The organism is Moorena sp. SIO3E8 (assembly GCF_010692445.1).
In the GTDB taxonomy this organism is placed as follows: domain Bacteria; phylum Cyanobacteriota; class Cyanobacteriia; order Cyanobacteriales; family Coleofasciculaceae; genus Moorena; species Moorena bouillonii.
The window spans coordinates 25,604-46,314 of sequence record NZ_JAAHHM010000051.1; the positions used below are offsets into that span (position 1 = coordinate 25,604).

Genomic DNA, 20,711 nt, shown 5'->3' on the forward strand with positions numbered 1-20,711 from the left:
CAGCACCATTCAGGTTGGGGATGTTTATACTAGCTTTGCTGTTGCTTTGGTTACCCATAGCAGCACCAATATACTTAATTGGTAGCGACCCAAACTCAGTGACAATCCTGACTATGGGGCTAATGTTCGGGGTATTTCTGTACTTAGTCCGAGTTTGGGGAAGGAAGGTTTATCGCGAACCAGGACTGTTAAAAAAATATGGTTTGCGGCTAACAGCCCAAAACGCTCTTGAGTTAATCAGAGGACTAGGTCTAGGTCTGTTAATGACTCTTAGTCTGTTTGGATTACAAGGGTGGCTGGGTTGGGTAGCATTCCAAACCCCTGCACTGCCATGGTCACGGCTGATTGTAGAGGGATTAATCAGTGCTTTGGCCATAGGCTTCGCTGAAGAATTGGTGTTTCGGGGTTGGTTGCTTGATGAGTTGCAACGGGATTATAGTTTTAGGACATCACAGTGGATTGGTGCGATCGCATTTGCGCTGCTGCATTTCCTTAAACCAATTCCAGAGATGATTCGCGGCTTACCGAGATTTCCCAGTTTATTGCTGCTAGGGTTAATCTTGATTTGGGCCAAGGGATCAACTCAAGGACGGCTAGGTTTATCGATTGGTCTCCATGCTGGCTTAGTTTGGGGTTATTATATTATTGATGTTGGGCAATTAGTAGTCTATTCGGGCAAGGTTGCTCCCTGGATTACTGGCATTAATCGCGATCCTACTGCTGGGATAATGGGATTGCTATTTCTTGGTTTGGTTGCTTGGTGGTTGAAGCGCAATCATAACAGTGATTAGTGATATAGCAATTCTGATACTCATGAGGTACAAATGTATGGGTTTTAGGGAGCAGGGATTAGGCAAGAGGAACCCACCCCTAACCCCTCCCAGGAGGGGAAGGCAAGAGGCAAGAGGTTAAAAATATAGTGTACCTCATAGCTATGATAAACACTATAACTAGTGATTAGTAATAATTAGTGATTAGTAATTACTAATTAGTGATTGGTATTGATAGTTAAAAGTAATGATAGTTGATTTAACTCAAAATATAGCAATTATCTATGCCATGAGGTACAAATGGATCCCCCTAAATCCCCCTTGTAAAGGGGGACTTTGAGCTTGAGAAGCGTACCTCATAAATCCTATAAACGCTATAGTTTAAACATCTAAATATCAATAGCGAATCAAGCTATTGTTTTGATATAGCAGTTCTCATATTAATGAGGTAGACAAACCTATTTCCAGATCCGCTGTTCCCTGTTCCCTAAAATCCCTTGCCTTGTGTACCTCCCCTATGATGGAAGCAAAACAATTCGGAGCATAGGAGATAGCGGGTGAGTTTGGCAAGAATTTGGGCGATCGCAGCTAATGGTTTTCGGGAAGTGATACGCGATCGCGTTTTATATCTGATCGGCTTTTTTGCCCTAGCCCTAGGCATAGCCCTGAGGCTGTTACCGGAGGTAGCAGCAACCACAGAAGAGAAAATTTTTCTGGATTTGGGTCTAGCGGCGATGGGTATCCTGGGTGTAATCGTGTCAGTATTTGTTGGTACGGGGTTGATTAACAAGGAAATCGAAAAGCGTACTGTCTTAGTCTTAATTCCCAAGCCTCTAAACCGCGCTGAATTTATCATTGGCAAACACTTAGGCTTATCGGGTGTATTGGCTGTGCTGGTTGTGGCTATGACCGCCATTTATCTGCTGGGCTTACGTGCCTCTAGTATTGAATACCCTGTGGTTAGCATCCTGGTTTCGGTGGTTTACCAATTTCTAGAACTGTCTCTAATCACAGCAGTAGCGCTGATGTTTGGTGTATTTACTAGTTCACTGCTAGCAACCTTACTTACGTTTGGGGTTTATATGATGGGACACTTGAGCCGTGATTTAGTGGAGTTAAGCAAGTTGAGCGAGAATCCTGGCATTGAGCGGATGACTGAAACTCTATACTTGGTTATCCCGGATTTATCACGGCTCAATTTAAAGAATGATGCCGTGTATGGTGTCTTACCCCCGTTCCCAGAACTGTTTTTAAATGGACTTTATGGATTACTTTACATCGTGCTACTGCTAGCGATCGCTATCCTAATCTTCTGGCAACGGGAATTCTGAGTTATGCCAAGACCTATCAGCTATCAGCCCTGAGCATAATTTTTTTTCCCTGTTCCGGTGATCCGCTGTTCCCTATTCCCTGTTCCCTATTCCCTGTTCTCGACAACTACCACGAAGTCTAATCATGATAAATGGGGCATGATAGTAAATGGGGATAGTGCTAAAAATAGGGAAAATTATTTATCAAAACCATGCTAGAGCAGAAACTCAAGCAATTAAAAACTATATTTGCTGAGATGGAACGGGCTTTGATTGCCTATTCTGGGGGAGTCGATAGCACGCTAGTTGCTAAAATTGCTTACGATGTTTTAAGCGATCGCGCTTTAGCGGTCACTGCTGAATCCCCCTCACTATTACCAGAAGAATTAGAAGACGCTCGCATCCAAGCCGCTACCATTGGCATTACCCATGAGGTTGTCCAAACCCATGAGATGGATAATCCCAACTATACCTCTAACCCGGTCAATCGCTGTTATTTTTGCAAAAGTGAACTCCACGACACTCTCAAACCTCTAGCCCTGGAGCGAGGCTATCCTTATGTAGTCGATGGGGTGAATGGGGATGATTTAAGGGACTATCGTCCAGGGATTCAGGCGGCCAAGGAACGAGGTGCGCGATCGCCTTTAGCGGAAGTGGGGGTAACTAAGGCGGAAGTGCGCCAACTCTCGAAACAATTAGGACTGCCGTGGTGGGATAAACCTGCCCAACCTTGTCTGAGTTCTCGCTTTCCCTATGGGGAAATGATTACAGTGGCTAAGTTACAACGGGTAGGACGAGCAGAGATCTATTTACGGAAGTTAGGTTTCTCGAATTTGAGGGTTCGTTCAGAAGGAGATACGGCACGGATTGAGTTACTACCGGAAGAGATTAAGGAATTTGTGGTAACCACAGATTTACCGAAGTTAGTGGCAGAGTTTCAGGAGTTGGGTTTTGTCTATGTGACCTTGGATTTAGAAGGATATCGCAGTGGCAAATTAAATCAAGTTTTGGGCCAGGATGTGATTAGTATGAACGCTTTATAAGTTTGGCTTTGTGTAAGCATTCAGCTATCAGTTATTAGCTATCAGCTATCAGCTATCAGCCTTTGTCTGACTGCTGACTGCTGACTGCTGACTGCTGACTGCTGACTGCTAAATGGTTACATCGCTCTAGCAATTGGTCAAAGTTACGACAATATACCAATTGTTGGTAGTCATGCCATGCTTGTTTGTTACTGTAGGGAATTCGGTTCAATGTTGCTTGTTGAATCTTCTCCATTAAGGGACGACGAAGAGATTCGTAGTTAAGGCAAGCATTGGCGATTGCTTGGATATTATCAAGATTATTTTTCTGTACAATATTAGCGATCATGGTAGCTACAACCAGAGCATCTTCCAATCCTTGATTAGCCCCTTGAGCCATGAAAGGAGGCATCCCATGGGCGGCATCACCCACTAAGATAACTCTACCTGAACTCCAGGGAGATAGAGTTTCTACACGGTGAATGTAATAGGGACGGGATTTGATTTTGACAGGAGGAGATAAAGCCACTAATTGTGTGAGAGCTTTGGGAAAATTAGCGTTTTCCAACTCTCGCAATGCTAAAGCAATCAAGGCACTTCCAGATTTTTCTGTCAACTCTTCCTGGTTTAAAGGAAGATGGAGCAAATACCCAAACTGAGCATTGGGACGGCGAAATAGGAGCATCCGTGGGGATTCCATAGAAGCCGAATCCTCTGAGATTTGATCATTAGTGATGGTGATAATCCGTTCCTGCTGAAAAAATTTGTTTTCAAGCTCTGTGCTTAGCTCTGGAGGAATATCCGTGATTTTCATACAGAATAGGGCGGCAAATCCGGAATAGTCAGGTCTGGCTAAACCACTGTAGGGACTATCCTTATAAACAATCTGACGAATAGTAGAGTTGATACCATCTGCAGCAACAACTAGCCTAGCTCGGATTGATTTTTTTTTAAATTGTTGGCCACTATGCTCTGAATTGAAGGAGACTGTATCCTGATCGTTCTGTCTGTTTGACCAATGAGCATAGGGATTTGCTTCTATGGCTGCATCAGAAACAAAATCTAGCCGAACATATCCGGTGTTTCCTTCATCAACAACATTGATACAACGATGATTCGCTTTAACCTGTTCAACGGGAAGTTGCTGTCTGAGAGTGGTCTGTAAATCATACCAAGAAATTGAGACTCGACCCTCTCCATAATCATTGAACCAATCCTCATAGCTAAGAGGAAAAGAATGAATTTGCTCTCCCTTAAAATTTTTGTAAACCCATTTTTCATTGGGTTGCACTTTCTGAAAAAACTCCAGATCCGTTTTTTTAACTGCTTCGTAAGCAGAAGGGGCTATGTGCTTAAGCGCTTTTAATCCATTGGGCAGAAGGTCGATAACTTGACCCACTCGACGAAAGTCACGAGTTTGATCAAGGACTAGAAAATTAGAGATACCACGCTGCTGTAAGCCAATGGCAGTGGCTAATCCCACTGGACCAGCACCAACTACAACAATATCATAAGTGTCGATCATAATTATATTTTTGCGATCGTTTTTGCGTTCAGCTTCGCTGCTGCTGTTCGGATAATTATATTACCTTACCAACTATAGGAATTCTACGACTTGTGAGGTACAAATTTCTGAGGTGCGACCCGTGGCGAATTTAATTACGGGTCAAACGCACCATTACGGTCTTGGGGAGGCAGCGCGGTCTTGGGGGTTTCCCCCATGAGCGACTGCATCAAGACAAGGCTCAACTGTCTTACGGTAAATTCAAACCACTCGCGCTTTGCATCAAGACGGGAGCAGGGAGCAGGGAAGAGGGAAGAGGTAAAAAATAATGTGTACCTCATGAGTCCTATGAACGCTATATCCGGGCTGAATGCTAGTTAAGCCAATTTTCTAAATCAGTTATGTTATTGAAATCTAAGGAGTCTTCTACCAAATTTTCCAACTCTTCAATTGTTAACTTTTCTAGTTTACTAATGGTTTTTGTATCAATTTCCCCGAAACGCTTTTTCAGTAGACGCATTATTAAGGCTATCGCCTCATTTTTTCTTCCTATTTCTTTGCCGATTTCCTTTCCTATTTCTTCAGCATAAGTTATTTTTCCTCTTTCATCTTGTAATGCCATAGCACGGCGATCAGCAATTTCTAATTCTTCTGGCGTCATACCAGCTTGATTAGCAATATTTAAAGCTGATTCTATCTCGGATACTTCTCCTAAAGAAGGAGGAATATTATCGAGACTAGAAGCTTCTTTGAGGAAATAAATCCATTTATCGGCTAAAGTTTCTAATTCTGATAGTCTTTTATTAAATTTCGGTAATTCTATAAATATTAACTGCAATTCCTCTTCCAGACATTCAAACTTTTCTGTTTTTTCTTGAAACACAAATTGATTAATAATTTGCTGAGTTTCGTCAAACAAAATAAAATCCGTAATTGTGACAGCTATAACAGGTTTAAGACGAATATAGTCCTCTGCTGTTTTTAACTGATTAACATATCCTTTCACCATATTATAAAGTACCCGTTTGCTAAAACCAGTCATGGATGATACTTGCATTTCAATTAGGACAACTTCTCCATCCGCTAACACTGCTTTTACATCCAAATAAGTGTCTTTTAAAGTCAATACTTGACCGGGATTATAGGGATTAATAATGGTTAAAGATTGAATGATTGGTTCGCCATTGTAAATAATAGCATTGAGGAAACTAATTAATATATTTTTACTTTCTTTGGAACCAAATATTTTTTTGAAGACATAATCTATTTTTGGGCTGATAAATCTCATAGTTTTGGCGTTCCTGAATTAAGGAATAAATGCGCGATAATCTGGTTTTATTAAAGCCCCCGTTGCTCCTCGAATTCTGAGGGACTTTGAAAGTTTTGTTACCCCCAGAATTGAGAAAACCATAGCCAGAATCAGCAATGCCCTTAGGATCAGACACTAGCGGGAAAACTACCACCGATGAAATGAACATCACTGAAAGTTTCAATCCATAGACGAGCACCACAACGCAGTGGGTGATCGGGCTGATAAACAATCCGACATGGACCAAGAATTTCGATCTGGTTGCCGTATAGATTATTACCGCTTCGTTTTACCGAAATCACTGGCTGACGGTCTTCGGCAGGTTTACCATTGTTGCTGCCAATCCGATTACGGTTGACATTGATGGTGGCTAGAGCGGGAGGACGACTGGTACGCCATTTGCCCTTGGGTCCACGGGTACCTTTGGTGATTTGTGGTAGGTGGTTGAAAAGAGGAATAATCCAGAATTTGCCGCTTTTATAGGCACCCCTGACCCGACCCTTCTCAAGGAGTTGGCGCAATCGTCGAGAAGAAATACCTAATAGAGATGCGGCTTCGGTAGTACCAACGCAGTGGTTCATGTTGGGATTCCTTAACTATTCCTATAAAACTACTATAGCAAAAATTTATTTCTGGACGCCTTAATGTGAAGTTATGTAAAGTTTTGCCAAACTGACCAGACAACTAGGGTGAAATAATTTTTCATGATTGATATCTAATCAAAACGGATTTAGTATTACACAGGACTTACGCGGTGAAGTTTATTTCGCCCCCCTATCCCCCCAATTCTGGGGGGGAATGATGTCAAAGTCCCCCAGAATTGGGGGATTTAGGGGGCAAATGCGTAAGTCCTGTTACAGCCACCTAGCTCTGCCCTGCAAACCGCGATATGACTACCAACCAATTGTTAGAATCAAACCTTGAATCTCTAATCAATACAGCTGCTCAAAATCATCAGTTGGGTAAATTAGATGAGGCTGAATCTATCTACAGACAGGTAATACAGATTCAGGGGGATAATCAGGGTGAGGAAAAGTTTTTATCGAAGCCCTATAACGTGATAGCTATTGCTAATCTGGCAAGTATATTTGAGGAAAAAAACAAGCTAGAGGAAGCGGTAGCGTTTTACCAACAAGCCTTAACCCTAAAACCTGACTTTGCTGAAGTTCATAACAATTTGGGAAATATCTTCTGGGCAAAAGGAGAGTTAGAGAAAGCAGTACAGTATTACCAAGAAGCGATTAGGGTTAAACCTGACTATGCTCTGGCTCATAACAATTTAGGAAATTTGCTTCATGATCAGGGTAAGTTAGCGGAAGCGATACAGTCCTACCAAGAAGCGATTAGGGTCAAACCTGACTATGCTCTGGCTTATAGTAATTTGGGAAATGTACTCCAGGTACAGGGCAAGTTAGATGCTGCACGAGAGTCCTACCAGGAAGCGATTAAGCTTAAAGCAGATTGTTTTCAGGCTCATAACAATTTGGGGACTCTATTCCAAAAACAGGGCAAGTTAGATGCTGCAAAAGAGTCTTACCAAGAAGCAATTAAGCTTAAACCTAACTATGCTGACGCTCATAACAATTTGGGAACAATACTCCAAAAACAGGGCAAGTTAGAGGAAGCGATACAGTCCTATCAGGAAGCGATTAGGCTGAAACCTGATTTTGCTGAGGTTTATAACAATTTAGGAAATACACTCCACGAACAGTGCAAGCTAGAAGAAGCCCTACAGTCTTACCAGCAAGCATTAAGTATTAACCCTAACTTGGCTGAAGCTAAACTGGCCATGTGCGTGTGTCAGATTCCGATCATTTATTCAAGTGTTGATGAAATCAAGGTAACGCGAAATAATTACCAAGCTAGTCTTAAAAAATTAGCGGATAGCTATACACAGAGCGATACAGATCTAAGTCCAAGGGAACTGCTAAGTGCCGCTAATGCGGTGGGAGCGTTTCAGCCTTTTTATCTGGCCTATCAAGGGTTAAATAACCGAGAGTTACAGGAAATTTATGGACAAATGATTTGCCAGATCATGTCCCAGTGCTATCCCCGGTGGAGCCAGAAAATTCCTCTACCAAATTTAGCACCTCATGAAAAAGTTCGGATTGGGGTTATTTCAGAATTCTTTTGGGATCATTCTAATTGGAAAATACCGATTAAGGGCTGGGTAGAAAATATAGATAGATCTAATTTTGAACTATTTGGTTATCACACAGGGTTAAAACAGGATAAGGAAACAGCAATAGCCGCAAAATCATTTGTAAAATTTGTTCAAGGTTCTTTGACTATCGAAGAATGGTGTGAGGTAATTACAGAAGATAAATTACACATCCTGATTTTTCCGGAATTCGGGATGTCCCCAACTACAGTTAAGTTGGGTTGTTTAAGACTGGCTCCGATTCAAATGACATCTTGGGGACATCCGGATACTAGTGGGATGCCGACGATTGACTATTACTTGAGTAGCGATTTAATGGAAGCAGAAAATGCTCAAGAGCATTACAGTGAGACGTTAGTCAGATTACCGAACCTCTCTATCCATTACACGCCTTTGCAGATTATACCGGAAGCGATCGCAAAAAAGGACATAGGCTTAGATGATGATGAGATTATGTTCTGGTGCTGCCAATCGTTATATAAGTATTTACCTGACTATGATGATGTTTTTCCTAGAATTGCTAAGCAGTTAGAACGGTGTAAGTTTGTATTTATTAAATATGTCAAAAGTGACCATGTTACTGAGATATTTACCCAGCGTTTAAGGGATGCTTTTCAGGAATTTGGACTTGATTATAAAGACTACTGCATATTTTTACCGTTCATGAATAACAGGAGGTTTGCTGGAACCTCAGCGATAGCGGATGTATTCTTGGATAGCATTGGTTGGTCTGGATGTAACTCTAGTTTGGAATCGATTGCCCATAATATTCCGATTGTGACATTGCCAGGAGATTTGATGCGTGGTCGGCATACGATGGCAATTCTAAAAATGATGGGTCTGGAAGAGACAATTGCTGCAAGTAAAGAGGATTATGTAAAAATTGCGGTACGGTTAGGTCAAGATGCTCAATATCGTCAATATATATCTGATAAAGTTGCTGAAAATAAGCATAAGTTATATGGTGACTTAAAACCGGTAAGAGCATTAGAAGATTTTCTATTAAATGTAGTTCATAAACCAAGACAATTTGCGATGGAAACTGTTTCTGAAGCACTACAACTTGCTGTTCAACATCGTCAAGCCAATCGCTTAAACAAGGCTGTACAGCTTTACTATAAGATTTTGGAACAACACCCTAATCATCCGGAAGCTTTATATGGCTTAGGGGTGCTGGCACAGCAAACAGGTCAGTACGAAAGTGCGGAGAAGTTGTTCAGAGCTACTGTGGAAGCGGAGCCGAATTCTGTTAAGGGTTGGTTTAGTTTAGGTAATTTGTGCCAAGGTCAAGGTCAGTTGTCTGAGTCGGTGGAGTGTTACCAACGAGTCTTAACAATACAGCCGAACTTAATAGCGGTTTACAACAACCTTGGGTATGCTCTGCAACAACAAGGTAATTGGGACGATGCGATCGCATCTTATCAACAAGCTTTGGAGATTGACCCTACCTGCACTGAAGCTGATGTGAATTTGGGCAATGCACTCCACGCTCAAGGGCAGCTCTCTCCAGAAAAACAAGCACACTACGCAGGGTTGAACTATGAGCTAGGGGTTACCCGGCAAAAAGCAGGAGATTTGACTAATGCTGTGGCTTACTATCGCCAAGCAGTCGCGATGCAGCCAGATTTGCTAAGCGCTCATTACAATTTGGGAGTGGTGCTTGAAGACCAAGGTGAGTTTGAAAATGCGATCGCATCTTATCAGAAGGTTCTGGAGCTCAATCCTAGTTATGGGGAAGTCTACTTTAACTTAGGCAGGATTTATCAAATTCAGAAGCAGTTAAAGGAGGCAGCATCTGCTTATCGACAAGGGCTAATGCTAGTCAATCCCCGGTATGGGAAAGTAGTAAATCCTGACAACGGTTCTGACAATGGTTCTAGAGTATCTCCTGAGACATTAACGCCACCGCAGGTAGAACAACCAGACGTTACTATCGGGGGATATCAGTTTCCAGGGATTCCGAAGGTATCGGTAAGTGAAGACAAACGACCCTTTTGGACAGTAATTATTCCTTTATATAACCGTACTGAGTATCTTCTGGAATGTCTGGCGAGTGTATTAGCTCAATGGCAAGGCGAGGAGGAGATGGAAATTTTAGTGCTGGATAATGCCAGCACACCTCCTCTATACGATTTGGTGAATTCCATTGGGGGAGGGGTAGTTCGCTACTACCGCAATCCAGAAAATATCGGTGCGCGACGCAATTTTAATCTTGGTATTGCCCTCAGTCGCGGTGAGTGGATTCATGTGCTTCCTGAAGATGAATATGTTCTTCCAGGTTTTTATTCCCGGTTGAAGAAGAGTCTAGAAACATGTAGTGATTCTGTGGGAGCAGCATTTACGGGTTATGAAAATATCAATGAGAAAGGAAAGATAATTTTCTCCCAACAAGTGTATGGAAAAGATACGGGTATCCATCAAGATTGGCTGTGGAAGATTGGCACCTCCAATGTCTTGAATCCTTGTGCAGTTGTGATTCGTCGCTCTACTCATGAACATCTGGGGTGTTACGATCCGGGGAACACGTATACTCCTGACTGGGAACTTTATAAGCGTATTGCTAGTTTTTATGATTGGTGGTACGAAGGCGATATTTTGGCACGTTACCGTGAGCATGATAATAATATGACCAGTGAACTGATATTATCTGGAGCTCAAGCAACGTCTATCCGCCTGGGGATTGAAATTTCCGAGAGCTATCTTCCTGCTGAGCATTGTGCAGCAATTACAGCCAAAGCTCGTAACCATTACTTTAATTATTGTCTAAACCATATGGTAATTCCCCTAAAGACAGGGAATCTTGCTGGTGCATTTCGTCTGCTCCAAGAGGCACTCAAAATTGATCCGTCTCCTCAAGCTGTGGAGAAACTATTCACTTGGCTGACTCAAGCCGAAGCTGCTCCCCTACGGGATGAGATTGCTTCAAAGTTGCGCTCGATTATGTTGAATCATAGTTCAGAAAGTTTTTACTTTGCTTATCCCTAGGGCGTGTTTTCAAAGTTTTCCGCAAGATTATGATCCCCCCCAGCCCCCCTTAAAAAAGGGGGGAGCCATACTCAAAGTCCCCCTTTTTTAAGGGGGATTTAGGGGGATCTCCGAGGCAAGAAGACACACCCTAGTTACAGCAGTTTTCAATTACCAATTACCAATTAAAAAATAAAAAATTAGGATTACAACAGTGACACAACTTTCTGAAGCACTTCAAGTTGCTCTTCAATATCATCGAGCCAATCGCTTGGTCGAAGCTGAGCAAGTTTATCGTCAGATTCTAGCAGGAATACCTAACCAACCAGATGCCTTGTATGGGTTAGGAATGCTAGCACAACAGGTAGGTAAGTACCAAACTGCTGAGGAGTTTTTCAATACAACCCTCCTTGTCAATCCGGAGTCTTTCAAGGCTTGGTTCAGTTTAGGCAATTTGCGTCAAGCTCAAGGTCAATTGTCAGAAGCAGTGGAAGCTTATCAGCGAGCGTTAGCCCTACAGCCGAACTCGGTAGCGCTTTACAACAACTTTGGCTATGCTCTACAACAACAAGGCAAGTGGGAAAATGCGATCGCATGCTATCAAAAAGCTTTGGAAATTCAGCCCAACTGTGCTGAAGCTGATGTGAATTTGGGTAATGCACTCCACGCTCAAGGGCAGCTTGCCCAAGACAAACACGCCTACTACGCTGCCTTAAATCACGATTTGGGCGTTAGTCGGAAAATAGGAGGCGATTTGAAGACTGCGGTCGCCTACTATCGGAATGCGATCGCAATACAGCCAGACTTGGTCAACAGTCATTATACCTTGGGAGTTGCTCTCCAAGAACAAGGCAAATTAGATGATGCGATCGCGTCCTATAACAATGTCCTCAAACTCAATCCCAGTAACACTGTAGTCTACACAACTTTAGTCCAAAATAAATTAGCTAGGATTGACCGAGAGCAAAACAAATTAAACAACAAATTAAATCATCAATTAAACGGAGCAGATTCTAAGAAACGATTAAAGATAGCATTTGTCTGTCAACCCTTTGTGATGACATCATTTCCAAATCCGATGGATTCCATCGGTATTTTGACCTATGAATTCGTGCGTCTTTTAGTTCAAGATGGTGATGTTATTGTCTATACACCAGGAGAACGCTTTAATACGGCAAGTCATGACGGAGTAGATTATCGATATATTCCCATAGGTCGGGATAAAAAACTGCTAAACTATCTGGAAAAAATTCCAGTATTCCAGAATCAAAAACTTACTATATTTGGCTCCCAACTCTATTACCTCGGATATATTTTACAGGTAGCCAATGACTTGATAAAACAGGAATGTGATGTTGTTCACATTCACAACTTATCTCAGTTTATTCCAGTGATACGAGCCTTGAACCCAGGAATAAAAATTGCCCTGCACATGCATTGTGAGTGGTTGACCCAACTGGATCACAAAATTCTAGAAAAGCGGCTTAGTAAGGTAGATTTAGTTATTGGTACTAGTAAGTATATCACAGAAGGGATTCGCCAGCGTTTTCCTAAATTTGCCGAGCGCTGTCAGCCGGTTTTTAATGGGGTAAACCTTGATCGCTTCATGAATTTCTATGTCAACGATAATCAGGAAAATGGCAGCACCAACAATCCTGCTAAACGATTACTGTACGTGGGGAGAGTATCTCCAGAAAAAGGATCCCATGTCTTATTAGAGGCGTTTAAAAAAGTGCTTGAGCGCTGCCCTCAAACCAAACTTGATATCGTTGGTCCTGTAGGTGCATTACCCTACGACTATATTGTCGGATTAAGTGATGACTCCAAAGTCGCAGAATTAGCGTCATTCTACGGTGATGAAAGTTGGATAGGTTACGTGAGACGATACCTGTCCGAATTAAATGATCACTTTGGTGCTGATCTAGCCAGTCAAGTATCCTTCACTGGCTCCCTTCCTCAATCCAAATTAGTCAATTATTATCAGCAGGCAGACATTTTTGTATTTCCGTCAGTATGTCACGAAGCATTTGGGATGCCAATTGTGGAAGCTATGGTTGCAGGTCTTCCCGTTATTGCTACCCAAGCTGGTGCTTTTCCCGAGATTGTGGAAGATGGTAAGACAGGTCTGCTGGTTGAACGGAGTAATGCTGATGCTTTAGCAGAGGCCATCTTGCAACTTCTTTCTGACCAAGAACTTAGAACATCTATGGGACAAGCTGGACATCAGCGAGCGGTTGAACTATTTTCTTTCGAGAAAGTTGTTGATGATTTACTTACGCAGTACAAGACTATTCTTTGAAAGGTAAGCATATGCGCTACGCGCAGGCTACGCCAACAGCTATCAGCTATCAGTTGCGTAGGGTGCGTTAGGGGGGCTCGCCGTCATTTTCAGCCTCGTAGCCAGCCTTGGGAAAGTCCGCCCCGTAACGCACCACCGGCTCAAACACCAAAAATGAGATGCACCCTGTTGAACTTCGGATCAGAGAATAGTAACAAGTGACAAGTTAAAAATGAACAATAAATTATCCTTAAAAACTCTGGTACGCCAGTTTTATCGTTTTCTAATCCATAGAACCAGAGTTGAGTATGACAGAAGTAATCTAAGACGCTCGGCAATTATTTTTTCACCCCATCAGGATGATGAAACCCTTGGCTGTGGTGGAACAATTATCCGTAAAAAGCAAGCCGGAGCCGATGTAAAAATTGTTTTTATGACAGATGGGTGTCAATCTCATGCTCATCTGATTCCAGAAAATCAGGTAAAATCAATACGTGCTAATGAAGCCTTAGCAGCCGCTCAAAAACTTGGTCTGCAACAGCATGATGTGCTCTTCCTGGAATTCAAAGATGGAACATTAGATAAAACCAGAAAGTTTGCTATCCAAAACGTTGCAAAAATTATTCTTAAGTATCTTCCTGAAGAAATTTTTATTCCCTACTACAACGATGGGGTGTCTGACCATAATGCTACCAATGAAATTGTCGTAGCTGCACTCAAAACAATTAAATTTGATGTGACAGTTTATGAGTATCCTATATGGTTCTGGAATCACTGGCCTTGGACAAGGGTGGAAGGGAGTAAACCAAACCTGGTCTCCTTTTTTAAAAAAACCATCATGTCAGGGTTTCGTTTACTGAATGATTTTAGATTATCTGTCTATATTGGTGATGTTTTTGATATCAAACGTACTGCCCTAGACCAACATCAATCTCAAATGAAACCACTCATTACTCATCCACGCTGGCTAACCTTGAGAGATGTTTCAGAGGGGGAGTTTTTAGACTGCTTTTTTCAAAACTATGAATTATTTCGTCGATATAGTTTGACTCATAATTCTGAATAGTAGCGATAAATTAGGCAATTTGGCAACTTCATTCAAGATAATCATGAAATCATAATTAACAAGAGTGTTCAAGATTTTTATCAGTCATATCAGTTCTGGATATATGGGGCATCATATATCCATTTTATTTTTTGTTTATCTTCTCAATTGGATAGGGAGTAGGAAGTAGGGATTAGGGAGTAGGGATTAGGGAAGTCATAATTTCCATCAATCCTAGTTTCACATCTCATTTAAAAACACTATATATAGCTTTTATCATAGCTATGAGGTACACATTATTTTTTCCCTCTTCCCTCTTCCCTCTTCCCTCTTCCCTCTTCCCTGCTCCCTGCTCCCTGCTCCCTGCTCCCTAAAACCCAGAGATTTGTACCTCATGGGTATAATACTTGCTATAAAGAAGTAACAACATGCAACAATTAAATCCACCAGAAAATTTAGTAAACAAATCCTTCACAGACTCATTCTCAGACAACTGTTGTGCAGGTAAAACCATTGGTACTAAAACTCCCAGTGGTGCAGTTCGTAAGGGTATAGATGTCGAAAAGCTGATTGGGATTGACAATGGCGCATTACGTCTCCAGCCCCTGCTAAAACCTGCGTGGGGCAGACAGGGCATTGCTTATGGTCCGTACACCCGTACCAATGGACTGGCCTTTGCAGTGTTTCTGAGCAATGGTCATAATACATCCCAGACGGAAAGGATTGAGCCCCTGACAGAACGACTCCATCGGTGGATGATTGGTCCTGAGACAGATAAACCGGCTAAACGACTTCTGCGTTGGACTTCCAGTCAGGGAAAAAGCAGGATGTTGCGAAAGCTCCTATGGTGGATTCGTAGTACCTCCAGAATTTCCAGATATTTCAAACCGTTTACATTGCCCAATATTGATGAGAATCTCGCAGTGGGTTGGTTCCCCAGGGAAGTTCCTGTTGACCCAACTGCAGAGGGAAGTGCCTTTATTGTTCATGCCACTGGGGCAGAAAATGGAGAGTTGTGGACTCGGTTGGGGGGATATCTGCTCTCAGCATTTAGGGGCTTACAAAATCTCCAGGTTTATTACATCGTAGTTCTGCGGGAAAAGGGAGCTGCCTATTATGCTGCTTCTGTTCCTAATGCTCATGGTCTTGCGGCTTACCCTAACATGCGTCCCATTGCTATTGATCCTTTCAATGATGATGCGACAGTATATGCTGGTGTATACCAAAGTATTCTGGGACAGAATGGTTTTGAAGTCGATACGCGAATATATGGCGCTAATGTAGCCCAAATTTCAGACATCGCCACCTGGTACGGTACAGCTCAGGTGGCAGATGACCTAATTGGTGATGGTTTGCTAGATGGTGCTGAAGCCGACAAGGGTGGTTTCTGGAGTGTGTCTCAAGGAAGTTATGAGTTAACAGCTGATGGTGCTAGAGCCACTCAACCGGATAGCGTCGCCATGTTGGAGTGTCCCACACCCTCTGGGCTAATCCATTTGCTGGTCGAAACCTCTACTCAGATAACTGGAGTCCGCATTGTGTGGCGTGTTCAGGATCAAAACCAATTCTGGAGTTTCCTAGCAGACGGGGACAAATGTCAACTTATGATTCAAGACCATGATAGCTGGGAATGTTTAGCTGTTAGCGATCTATGGTATTTACAGCCCTTAGCAATCAACTCCTTACAGATATTGGATGATGGTAAGACCTTTAGCCTGTATCTCAATGGCAAGTTGGTCTTTAATAAGTGCTTTACAGATACCCGCCTGGAAAACGCTACCGGTGTTGGCATCGGTGGGATTAACCCTAATAATAGTCTGTATTTTCGCTCCTTTGAGGCTCACCCACGCACTATCCCTATTCCTTCTGAACTCGACCTGGGCTCCCCTTGGGTAGTAGAGGGTACCGAAATGGCTATCACTGAAGATTTTGCTGGTGCAGCTGGGGACTTGATGGGAAAAACCACTACTAGTGGTAGCAAAGTCTGGCATCGGAATATTGGGCTAGGGGTAATTGAGCTGACTGGGAATAGTACAGCCAAAGTCCAAGCTGATGCTAAACATCCTAATCCAGGTCGCACTGCCTACACCATTGATTGGGATCACCCAGACATAGCGGATTTACAGGTAGACATTACTCCCCCTGGAACTAGACGAGGACAGGGAGAAAAAGGTCGTGGAGGGTTTATCTTTTGGCAGGATGCTGACAATTATATCACTATCAATAACTGGTTAGATGACTGTTACGGTGGTGCTTCAATGTCTTCCTTTTTCTATCTCAATGGCTTTGAAGAATTATTTGATGCTGTCTGGACAAATGTGGGTAAACGCATTTCCTGGGGTGTCTCCCATCGGCTCCGCATGATTTTTGATGGCATGAATTACATGATATTCATCAATGATGAACCACTATTGTATCGTGCCCTGACAGATGTTTATCCAGATGCGGCGCGTCTTAGAATTAATCGAGTTGGGATTGTCGCTAACTGGGAATGGGGAAATGATACAGGAAGTGTATTTCAAAATTTTGTAGCAAAGGTTTAGACTAATGAATTTATAGCGTTTCTCATAGCTATGAGGTACACATTAGTTTTTCCCTCTTCCCTCTTCCCTCTTCCCTCTTCCCTGCTCCCTGCTCCCTGCTCCCTGCTCCCTGCTCCCTGCTCCCTAAAACCCAGAGATTTGTACCTCATGGGTATAAGACTTGCTATAAGCAATCAACAGGTAACCCTTAACAATGGAGTAGGTGCAGGACTAAAATTCCATGGGGATGGTTCTAATCCTGATTTTGCACGTGGTACCTATGAACTTCCACTTCAGAAAGCCTTAGCAAGCTGCTTAAACCATGATCATATCTTCTATGATATCGGTGCCAATATTGGCTTTTTTACTATTATTGCTGCGAAGCTAGTTGGGCCATATGGACAGGTTTATGCGTTTGAGCCAGTCCCAAACAATGCTGACATTATTCTACGGAATGTGGAGCTTAATAGTTTCTCCAATGTTACTGTTTTCCCACAAGCAGTTTCTGAATCAACCGGAACCGGAGAATTGTTGCTAGCCCATCATTCAGGGGGAGCTACTTTAGCTACAGCGGGTACACCTCCAGATCTCAGGGGTGAAATGACAGTTGACCTTGTGTCTATTGATGATTTGGTGTCCCAAAAAACTTTGAAACCCCCAACGGTCGTGAAAATCGATGTGGAAGGAGCAGAAATTAATGTTTTAAGGGGGATGCTCCAAACTATTAAAGAATATCAGCCCATCCTGATTTATGAAGTAGATGATGGGAATCAAGAGTCCTTCAAACTGAAAAATCAAAGCATTGAGATGTTTATTAACTCTCTAGGATATAAAATCATGCCCCTGGAACCAGCTTATCCCAATATCCCCTGGTATGTTGGACATGCGATCGCGTTTTCAAATCTAAATTGAAAATGCTATTTTTTGTAGTAAGCATTCAGCCGTCAGCTGTCAGCCGTCAGCCGTTAGTGGTCAGCTTATTGTATTCAAAAGCTGTTCGTAAAGTAGCGTGCCCATAGCGCATAAGCTAATGGCTGATAGCTGATAGCTGATAGCTGATAGCTGATAGCTGATAGCTGATAGCTGATAGCTGATAGCTGATAGCTGATAGCTTACGAATTCTAAGCAAATTCTAAAATATGCTCAGCAGTAACTTGAGCTTGTTCCAAGTGAGGCACATGACCACAGTCTTTAATCCAGATTAATTGAGATTGTGCGATCGCATCCTTAAACTTACTAGCAGCAGCAGTCCCTAAAATTTGGTCATGGTCACCCCACAAAATTAGAGTTGGCTGGCTAATCTGAGCCAGCTTATCTCCAAAATCACCATAACCACCACTTTTGGTAAACGCAATCAAGGCTTGATTCCAACCAGGCATTTCTAGGTGCAATGCAGCACAAATTCGGGCATCTTCAGAGGCCCAACCTTTATCATAGTAAGCGTTTCTACTTATACTTTGTCTTACCTTGGGATTAGCCAAAAATGCTGTCGCTAGGTAGCCTAAGGGAGGAAATAAGAACTTCCCAATCGGGGGAGCCTTGGTACAGCCAGCGCTATCTATTAATACTAACTGTTTAACTACCTGGGGGTAAGTGAGGGTAAAATCAATCGCCGCTGCACCTCCCATCGAGGCTCCGACTACAATCACTGGTGTTCTAATCAGGGTTTTCCAGAAATAATAGAGATGGGTTGCGATCGCATTTGGACTAAATGGAGTCCCTGCCATGCGATCCGTAAACCCAAAACCCAACAAATCCACTGCCCAGCTTTCATTTTCCTGAGCCAGCAGTGGTAGCAAGCGGCGTAATTCTAGCAGGGAACTATCGAAGCCATGGAGTAACAGAATCGGCGTGCCACCCTTACCCTGATTAACGTAAGTTGTGGCAATGGCCTGTGGACTCAGGGGAGTTGAGATAGCTTGACGCTCAATACTCTGAGCAAGAACAATCGAGCTAGACTCAACTAGCTGCTCGGTGTTGGAGGGAAGAAAATCAGGAAACATCAGTTGAATTGCTGTAATCAGAGGACAATCCTGATTTTCCCCCTCACAAGCGCAATTATGTTAGTCAGTGCTTACCCGAGCGGGGTTTGATTCAATAGCCTACCCTGATTCATAGGAACTAACAGACCTATGGATTGATGCAAGGGTAACGGTTGCAGTAAACCCTGCCTACAAAGCGCCAAAATTGTGATTTTGCTGATTTTACAAATGATTTAGAATTGCTATAACGTTTTTAGGACTCATGAGGTACACATAATTGTTTGAATATTGGCTCTTGCCTCTTCTCTTTTACCTGCTCCCTGCTCCCTGCTCCCTGCTCCCTGCTCCCTGCTCCCTAAAACCTAGATATTTGTACCTCATAAGTCCTAGAATTGCTATAGATATCATTACTACGAGAAACGCTATAAATTTTTTTTAAACTATGTTAATAAATTTGAATTTTATCAAACCGTTGCTGTTCCCTATTCCGAGACCAGAACTTCTCAAGTCTTAACAGTTAACGTTAATTGTTTCCGACTACTTAGCTATAGAAAAATAGCATTTTCAACCAGACTCTCCCAACTCCTGATTGGATCTGATCAGGATTTCTGGGAAAACTTAGGATAAAATCCAAATGGAGATCAGAGGATAACTGTGTCTCAAGACCTATTGCAAAACCGAGACTACACTATAATTCTGGCTAGAAATGCCTCTAAAACCTTTGGAACCCTGCCTGGACTAGACAAGCAGTGGTTGCTAGCTCAGGAGTCTATTATCGCCTTGGCAAAGAAATGTGAGGAACTCGATCCAGACGGACTCACTATTTACATTGCATCTACTCCCTATCAAAAATATGACAACACCACTAGTCAGGCATTAGTTGACCTCTTTGAGCAGCCCTATGGTTCAGACAGCATCAATCTGGTTGAGCCGCTCAAAGTTGCAGTTGATGATCACTTTAGCCGTAAATCCCGCCAGCAGACAAAAGCAAACGGTGACATTATTATCGTCATCCTCGATAGTGAACCAAAGCCACGGATGGCTCTAGTCAAATTGCTAGTGGCAGCAACTAAGAAGATGGATTCTCAGGAAGAACTGGGTGTGATGTTTGCCCAAGTGGGGGACGATCCCATTACTCGTGGTTTTCTAACGGCTTTAGATGATGATTTACATGCTGCGGGAGCTAAGTTAGACATTGCGGACACTAAGCTTTTGTCAACGATGGAGGAAAGTAAAATTACCAAGTTTTTGCTTGATGCCCTATATGATTAGGATGTAAGCATTCAGCGGTCAGCTCTCAGCCGTCAGCTATCAGCTATCAGGTTATGGGTATTAGCTGATTGGTTTGATGAAAATGAAAGCTTACCACTGAAAACGGTTAAAATCTCAAAAGTATGTCTAAACCGACCAATATCAATAAGATTCTGATTGAACGTCCTAGCGAAGAGCATCTTGATAACTTAGGTGTCTCAAATTGGCCAATTTGGACAAAGGAAGTCTCGGAATTTCCCTGGACTTATGATGATCCAGAAACGTGTTACTTGCTAGAGGGTGAAGTAGTTGTCACCCCAGATGGCGGTGAACCAGTTCAAATTGCCAAAGGAGATTTGGTAACTTTCCCAGCTGGAATGTCTTGCACCTGGAAGATTCTATCTAATGTTAGAAAACACTATCAATTTGGCTAGAAGTTTGAGGGAATTTTGTATAAGATTTTAGAGGTTGTCTGAGAAGTCTCATTTGCTACATCCAAGCCCCCTAAATCCCCCAATTTTGGGGGACTTTTACCAGCAAATGGATTCTTGTTCCCCCCAGAATTGGGGGGCTAGGGGGGCAAAATTCAATAA

The 20,711-nt window shown here is 42.6% G+C and carries 15 protein-coding genes; 10 read left to right on the forward strand and 5 right to left on the reverse strand.

Annotated elements, in window-relative coordinates:
• Positions 1–20 precede the first annotated feature (20 nt).
• From F6K46_RS20940 to larE, 3 genes are all read left to right on the forward strand, one after another.
• On the forward strand, positions 21–791 hold the full coding sequence (locus tag F6K46_RS20940) for a CPBP family intramembrane glutamic endopeptidase (protein WP_293057456.1): 771 nt from the start codon (positions 21–23) through the stop codon (positions 789–791).
• A gap of 536 nt (positions 792–1,327) precedes the next feature.
• Positions 1,328–2,101, forward strand: coding sequence for an ABC transporter permease (locus F6K46_RS20945; RefSeq protein WP_293044274.1), 774 nt, complete (start codon positions 1,328–1,330; stop codon positions 2,099–2,101).
• A gap of 191 nt (positions 2,102–2,292) precedes the next feature.
• Complete coding sequence (gene larE, locus F6K46_RS20950) at positions 2,293–3,123, forward strand: ATP-dependent sacrificial sulfur transferase LarE (protein WP_293057459.1); 831 nt, start codon at positions 2,293–2,295, stop codon at positions 3,121–3,123.
• Between the two features lie 55 nt (positions 3,124–3,178).
• Here larE and F6K46_RS20955 read toward each other — a convergent pair whose 3' ends face one another.
• The 4 genes from F6K46_RS20955 to F6K46_RS20970 form a co-directional block, all read right to left on the reverse strand.
• The gene (locus F6K46_RS20955) at positions 3,179–4,627 is read right to left on the reverse strand and encodes an NAD(P)/FAD-dependent oxidoreductase (RefSeq protein ID WP_293057462.1); all 1,449 of its coding nucleotides are present in this window, start codon (positions 4,625–4,627) and stop codon (positions 3,179–3,181) included.
• Positions 4,628–4,761: 134 nt separating this feature from the next.
• A complete protein-coding gene (locus F6K46_RS20960; RefSeq protein WP_293044264.1) occupies positions 4,762–4,947 on the reverse strand; it encodes a hypothetical protein in 186 nt (61 codons plus the stop codon).
• A gap of 32 nt (positions 4,948–4,979) precedes the next feature.
• The gene (locus F6K46_RS20965) at positions 4,980–5,894 is read right to left on the reverse strand and encodes an Rpn family recombination-promoting nuclease/putative transposase (RefSeq protein WP_293057465.1); all 915 of its coding nucleotides are present in this window, start codon (positions 5,892–5,894) and stop codon (positions 4,980–4,982) included.
• Positions 5,895–6,043: 149 nt separating this feature from the next.
• Entirely contained in the window at positions 6,044–6,496 is a 453-nt protein-coding gene (locus tag F6K46_RS20970) for a helix-turn-helix domain-containing protein (RefSeq protein WP_293057468.1), read from the reverse strand.
• A gap of 308 nt (positions 6,497–6,804) precedes the next feature.
• On the opposite strand from F6K46_RS20970, the gene F6K46_RS20975 reads away from it, so the two are divergent.
• The 5 genes from F6K46_RS20975 (at position 6,805) to F6K46_RS20995 (ending at position 17,797) form a co-directional block, all read left to right on the forward strand.
• Entirely contained in the window at positions 6,805–11,061 is a 4,257-nt protein-coding gene (locus F6K46_RS20975) for a tetratricopeptide repeat protein (protein WP_293057471.1), read from the forward strand.
• A 193-nt stretch (positions 11,062–11,254) separates the two neighbouring features.
• Positions 11,255–13,339, forward strand: a complete 2,085-nt coding sequence (locus F6K46_RS20980; RefSeq protein ID WP_293057474.1) for a glycosyltransferase — start codon at positions 11,255–11,257, stop codon at positions 13,337–13,339.
• A gap of 211 nt (positions 13,340–13,550) precedes the next feature.
• Positions 13,551–14,384 carry a PIG-L family deacetylase gene (locus tag F6K46_RS20985; RefSeq protein WP_293057477.1) on the forward strand — a complete coding sequence of 278 codons (834 nt, stop codon included), beginning with the start codon at positions 13,551–13,553 and terminating at the stop codon, positions 14,382–14,384.
• Between the two features lie 407 nt (positions 14,385–14,791).
• Positions 14,792–16,906, forward strand: coding sequence for a nucleotide-binding protein (locus tag F6K46_RS20990; protein ID WP_293057480.1), 2,115 nt, complete (start codon positions 14,792–14,794; stop codon positions 16,904–16,906).
• A gap of 30 nt (positions 16,907–16,936) precedes the next feature.
• On the forward strand, positions 16,937–17,797 hold the full coding sequence (locus tag F6K46_RS20995; RefSeq protein ID WP_293057483.1) for an FkbM family methyltransferase: 861 nt from the start codon (positions 16,937–16,939) through the stop codon (positions 17,795–17,797).
• Between the two features lie 209 nt (positions 17,798–18,006).
• Here the strand turns inward: F6K46_RS20995 and F6K46_RS21000 are convergent, their stop codons facing one another.
• Positions 18,007–18,888: an alpha/beta hydrolase gene (locus F6K46_RS21000; protein ID WP_293057486.1), complete on the reverse strand. Its 882-nt coding sequence runs from the start codon at positions 18,886–18,888 to the stop codon at positions 18,007–18,009.
• A 633-nt stretch (positions 18,889–19,521) separates the two neighbouring features.
• On the opposite strand from F6K46_RS21000, the gene F6K46_RS21005 reads away from it, so the two are divergent.
• Both F6K46_RS21005 and F6K46_RS21010 read left to right on the forward strand, forming a co-directional pair.
• Positions 19,522–20,139 (forward strand): hypothetical protein, encoded by a 618-nt coding sequence (locus tag F6K46_RS21005; RefSeq protein ID WP_293023696.1) that lies wholly within the window; start codon positions 19,522–19,524, stop codon positions 20,137–20,139.
• Between the two features lie 122 nt (positions 20,140–20,261).
• Complete coding sequence (locus tag F6K46_RS21010; RefSeq protein ID WP_293023693.1) at positions 20,262–20,552, forward strand: cupin domain-containing protein; 291 nt, start codon at positions 20,262–20,264, stop codon at positions 20,550–20,552.
• The last annotated feature ends 159 nt before the right edge of the window (positions 20,553–20,711 follow it).

What these genes read in the sequence shown, in the direction of transcription:
- F6K46_RS20960 (WP_293044264.1), bottom strand. Translation starts at nt 4,947, where the DNA reads ATGAGGTACACATTATTTTTTACCTCTTCCCTCTTCCCTGCTCCCTGC.
- F6K46_RS20940 (WP_293057456.1), top strand. Translation starts at nt 21, where the DNA reads ATGTTTATACTAGCTTTGCTGTTGCTTTGGTTACCCATAGCAGCACCA.
- F6K46_RS20970 (WP_293057468.1), bottom strand. Translation starts at nt 6,496, where the DNA reads ATGAACCACTGCGTTGGTACTACCGAAGCCGCATCTCTATTAGGTATT.
- F6K46_RS20990 (WP_293057480.1), top strand. Translation starts at nt 14,792, where the DNA reads ATGCAACAATTAAATCCACCAGAAAATTTAGTAAACAAATCCTTCACA.
- F6K46_RS20995 (WP_293057483.1), top strand. Translation starts at nt 16,937, where the DNA reads ATGAGGTACACATTAGTTTTTCCCTCTTCCCTCTTCCCTCTTCCCTCT.
- F6K46_RS21010 (WP_293023693.1), top strand. Translation starts at nt 20,262, where the DNA reads ATGTCTAAACCGACCAATATCAATAAGATTCTGATTGAACGTCCTAGC.
- F6K46_RS20985 (WP_293057477.1), top strand. Translation starts at nt 13,551, where the DNA reads ATGAACAATAAATTATCCTTAAAAACTCTGGTACGCCAGTTTTATCGT.
- larE (WP_293057459.1), top strand. Translation starts at nt 2,293, where the DNA reads ATGCTAGAGCAGAAACTCAAGCAATTAAAAACTATATTTGCTGAGATG.
- F6K46_RS20975 (WP_293057471.1), top strand. Translation starts at nt 6,805, where the DNA reads ATGACTACCAACCAATTGTTAGAATCAAACCTTGAATCTCTAATCAAT.
- F6K46_RS20965 (WP_293057465.1), bottom strand. Translation starts at nt 5,894, where the DNA reads ATGAGATTTATCAGCCCAAAAATAGATTATGTCTTCAAAAAAATATTT.
- F6K46_RS21000 (WP_293057486.1), bottom strand. Translation starts at nt 18,888, where the DNA reads ATGTTTCCTGATTTTCTTCCCTCCAACACCGAGCAGCTAGTTGAGTCT.
- F6K46_RS20955 (WP_293057462.1), bottom strand. Translation starts at nt 4,627, where the DNA reads ATGATCGACACTTATGATATTGTTGTAGTTGGTGCTGGTCCAGTGGGA.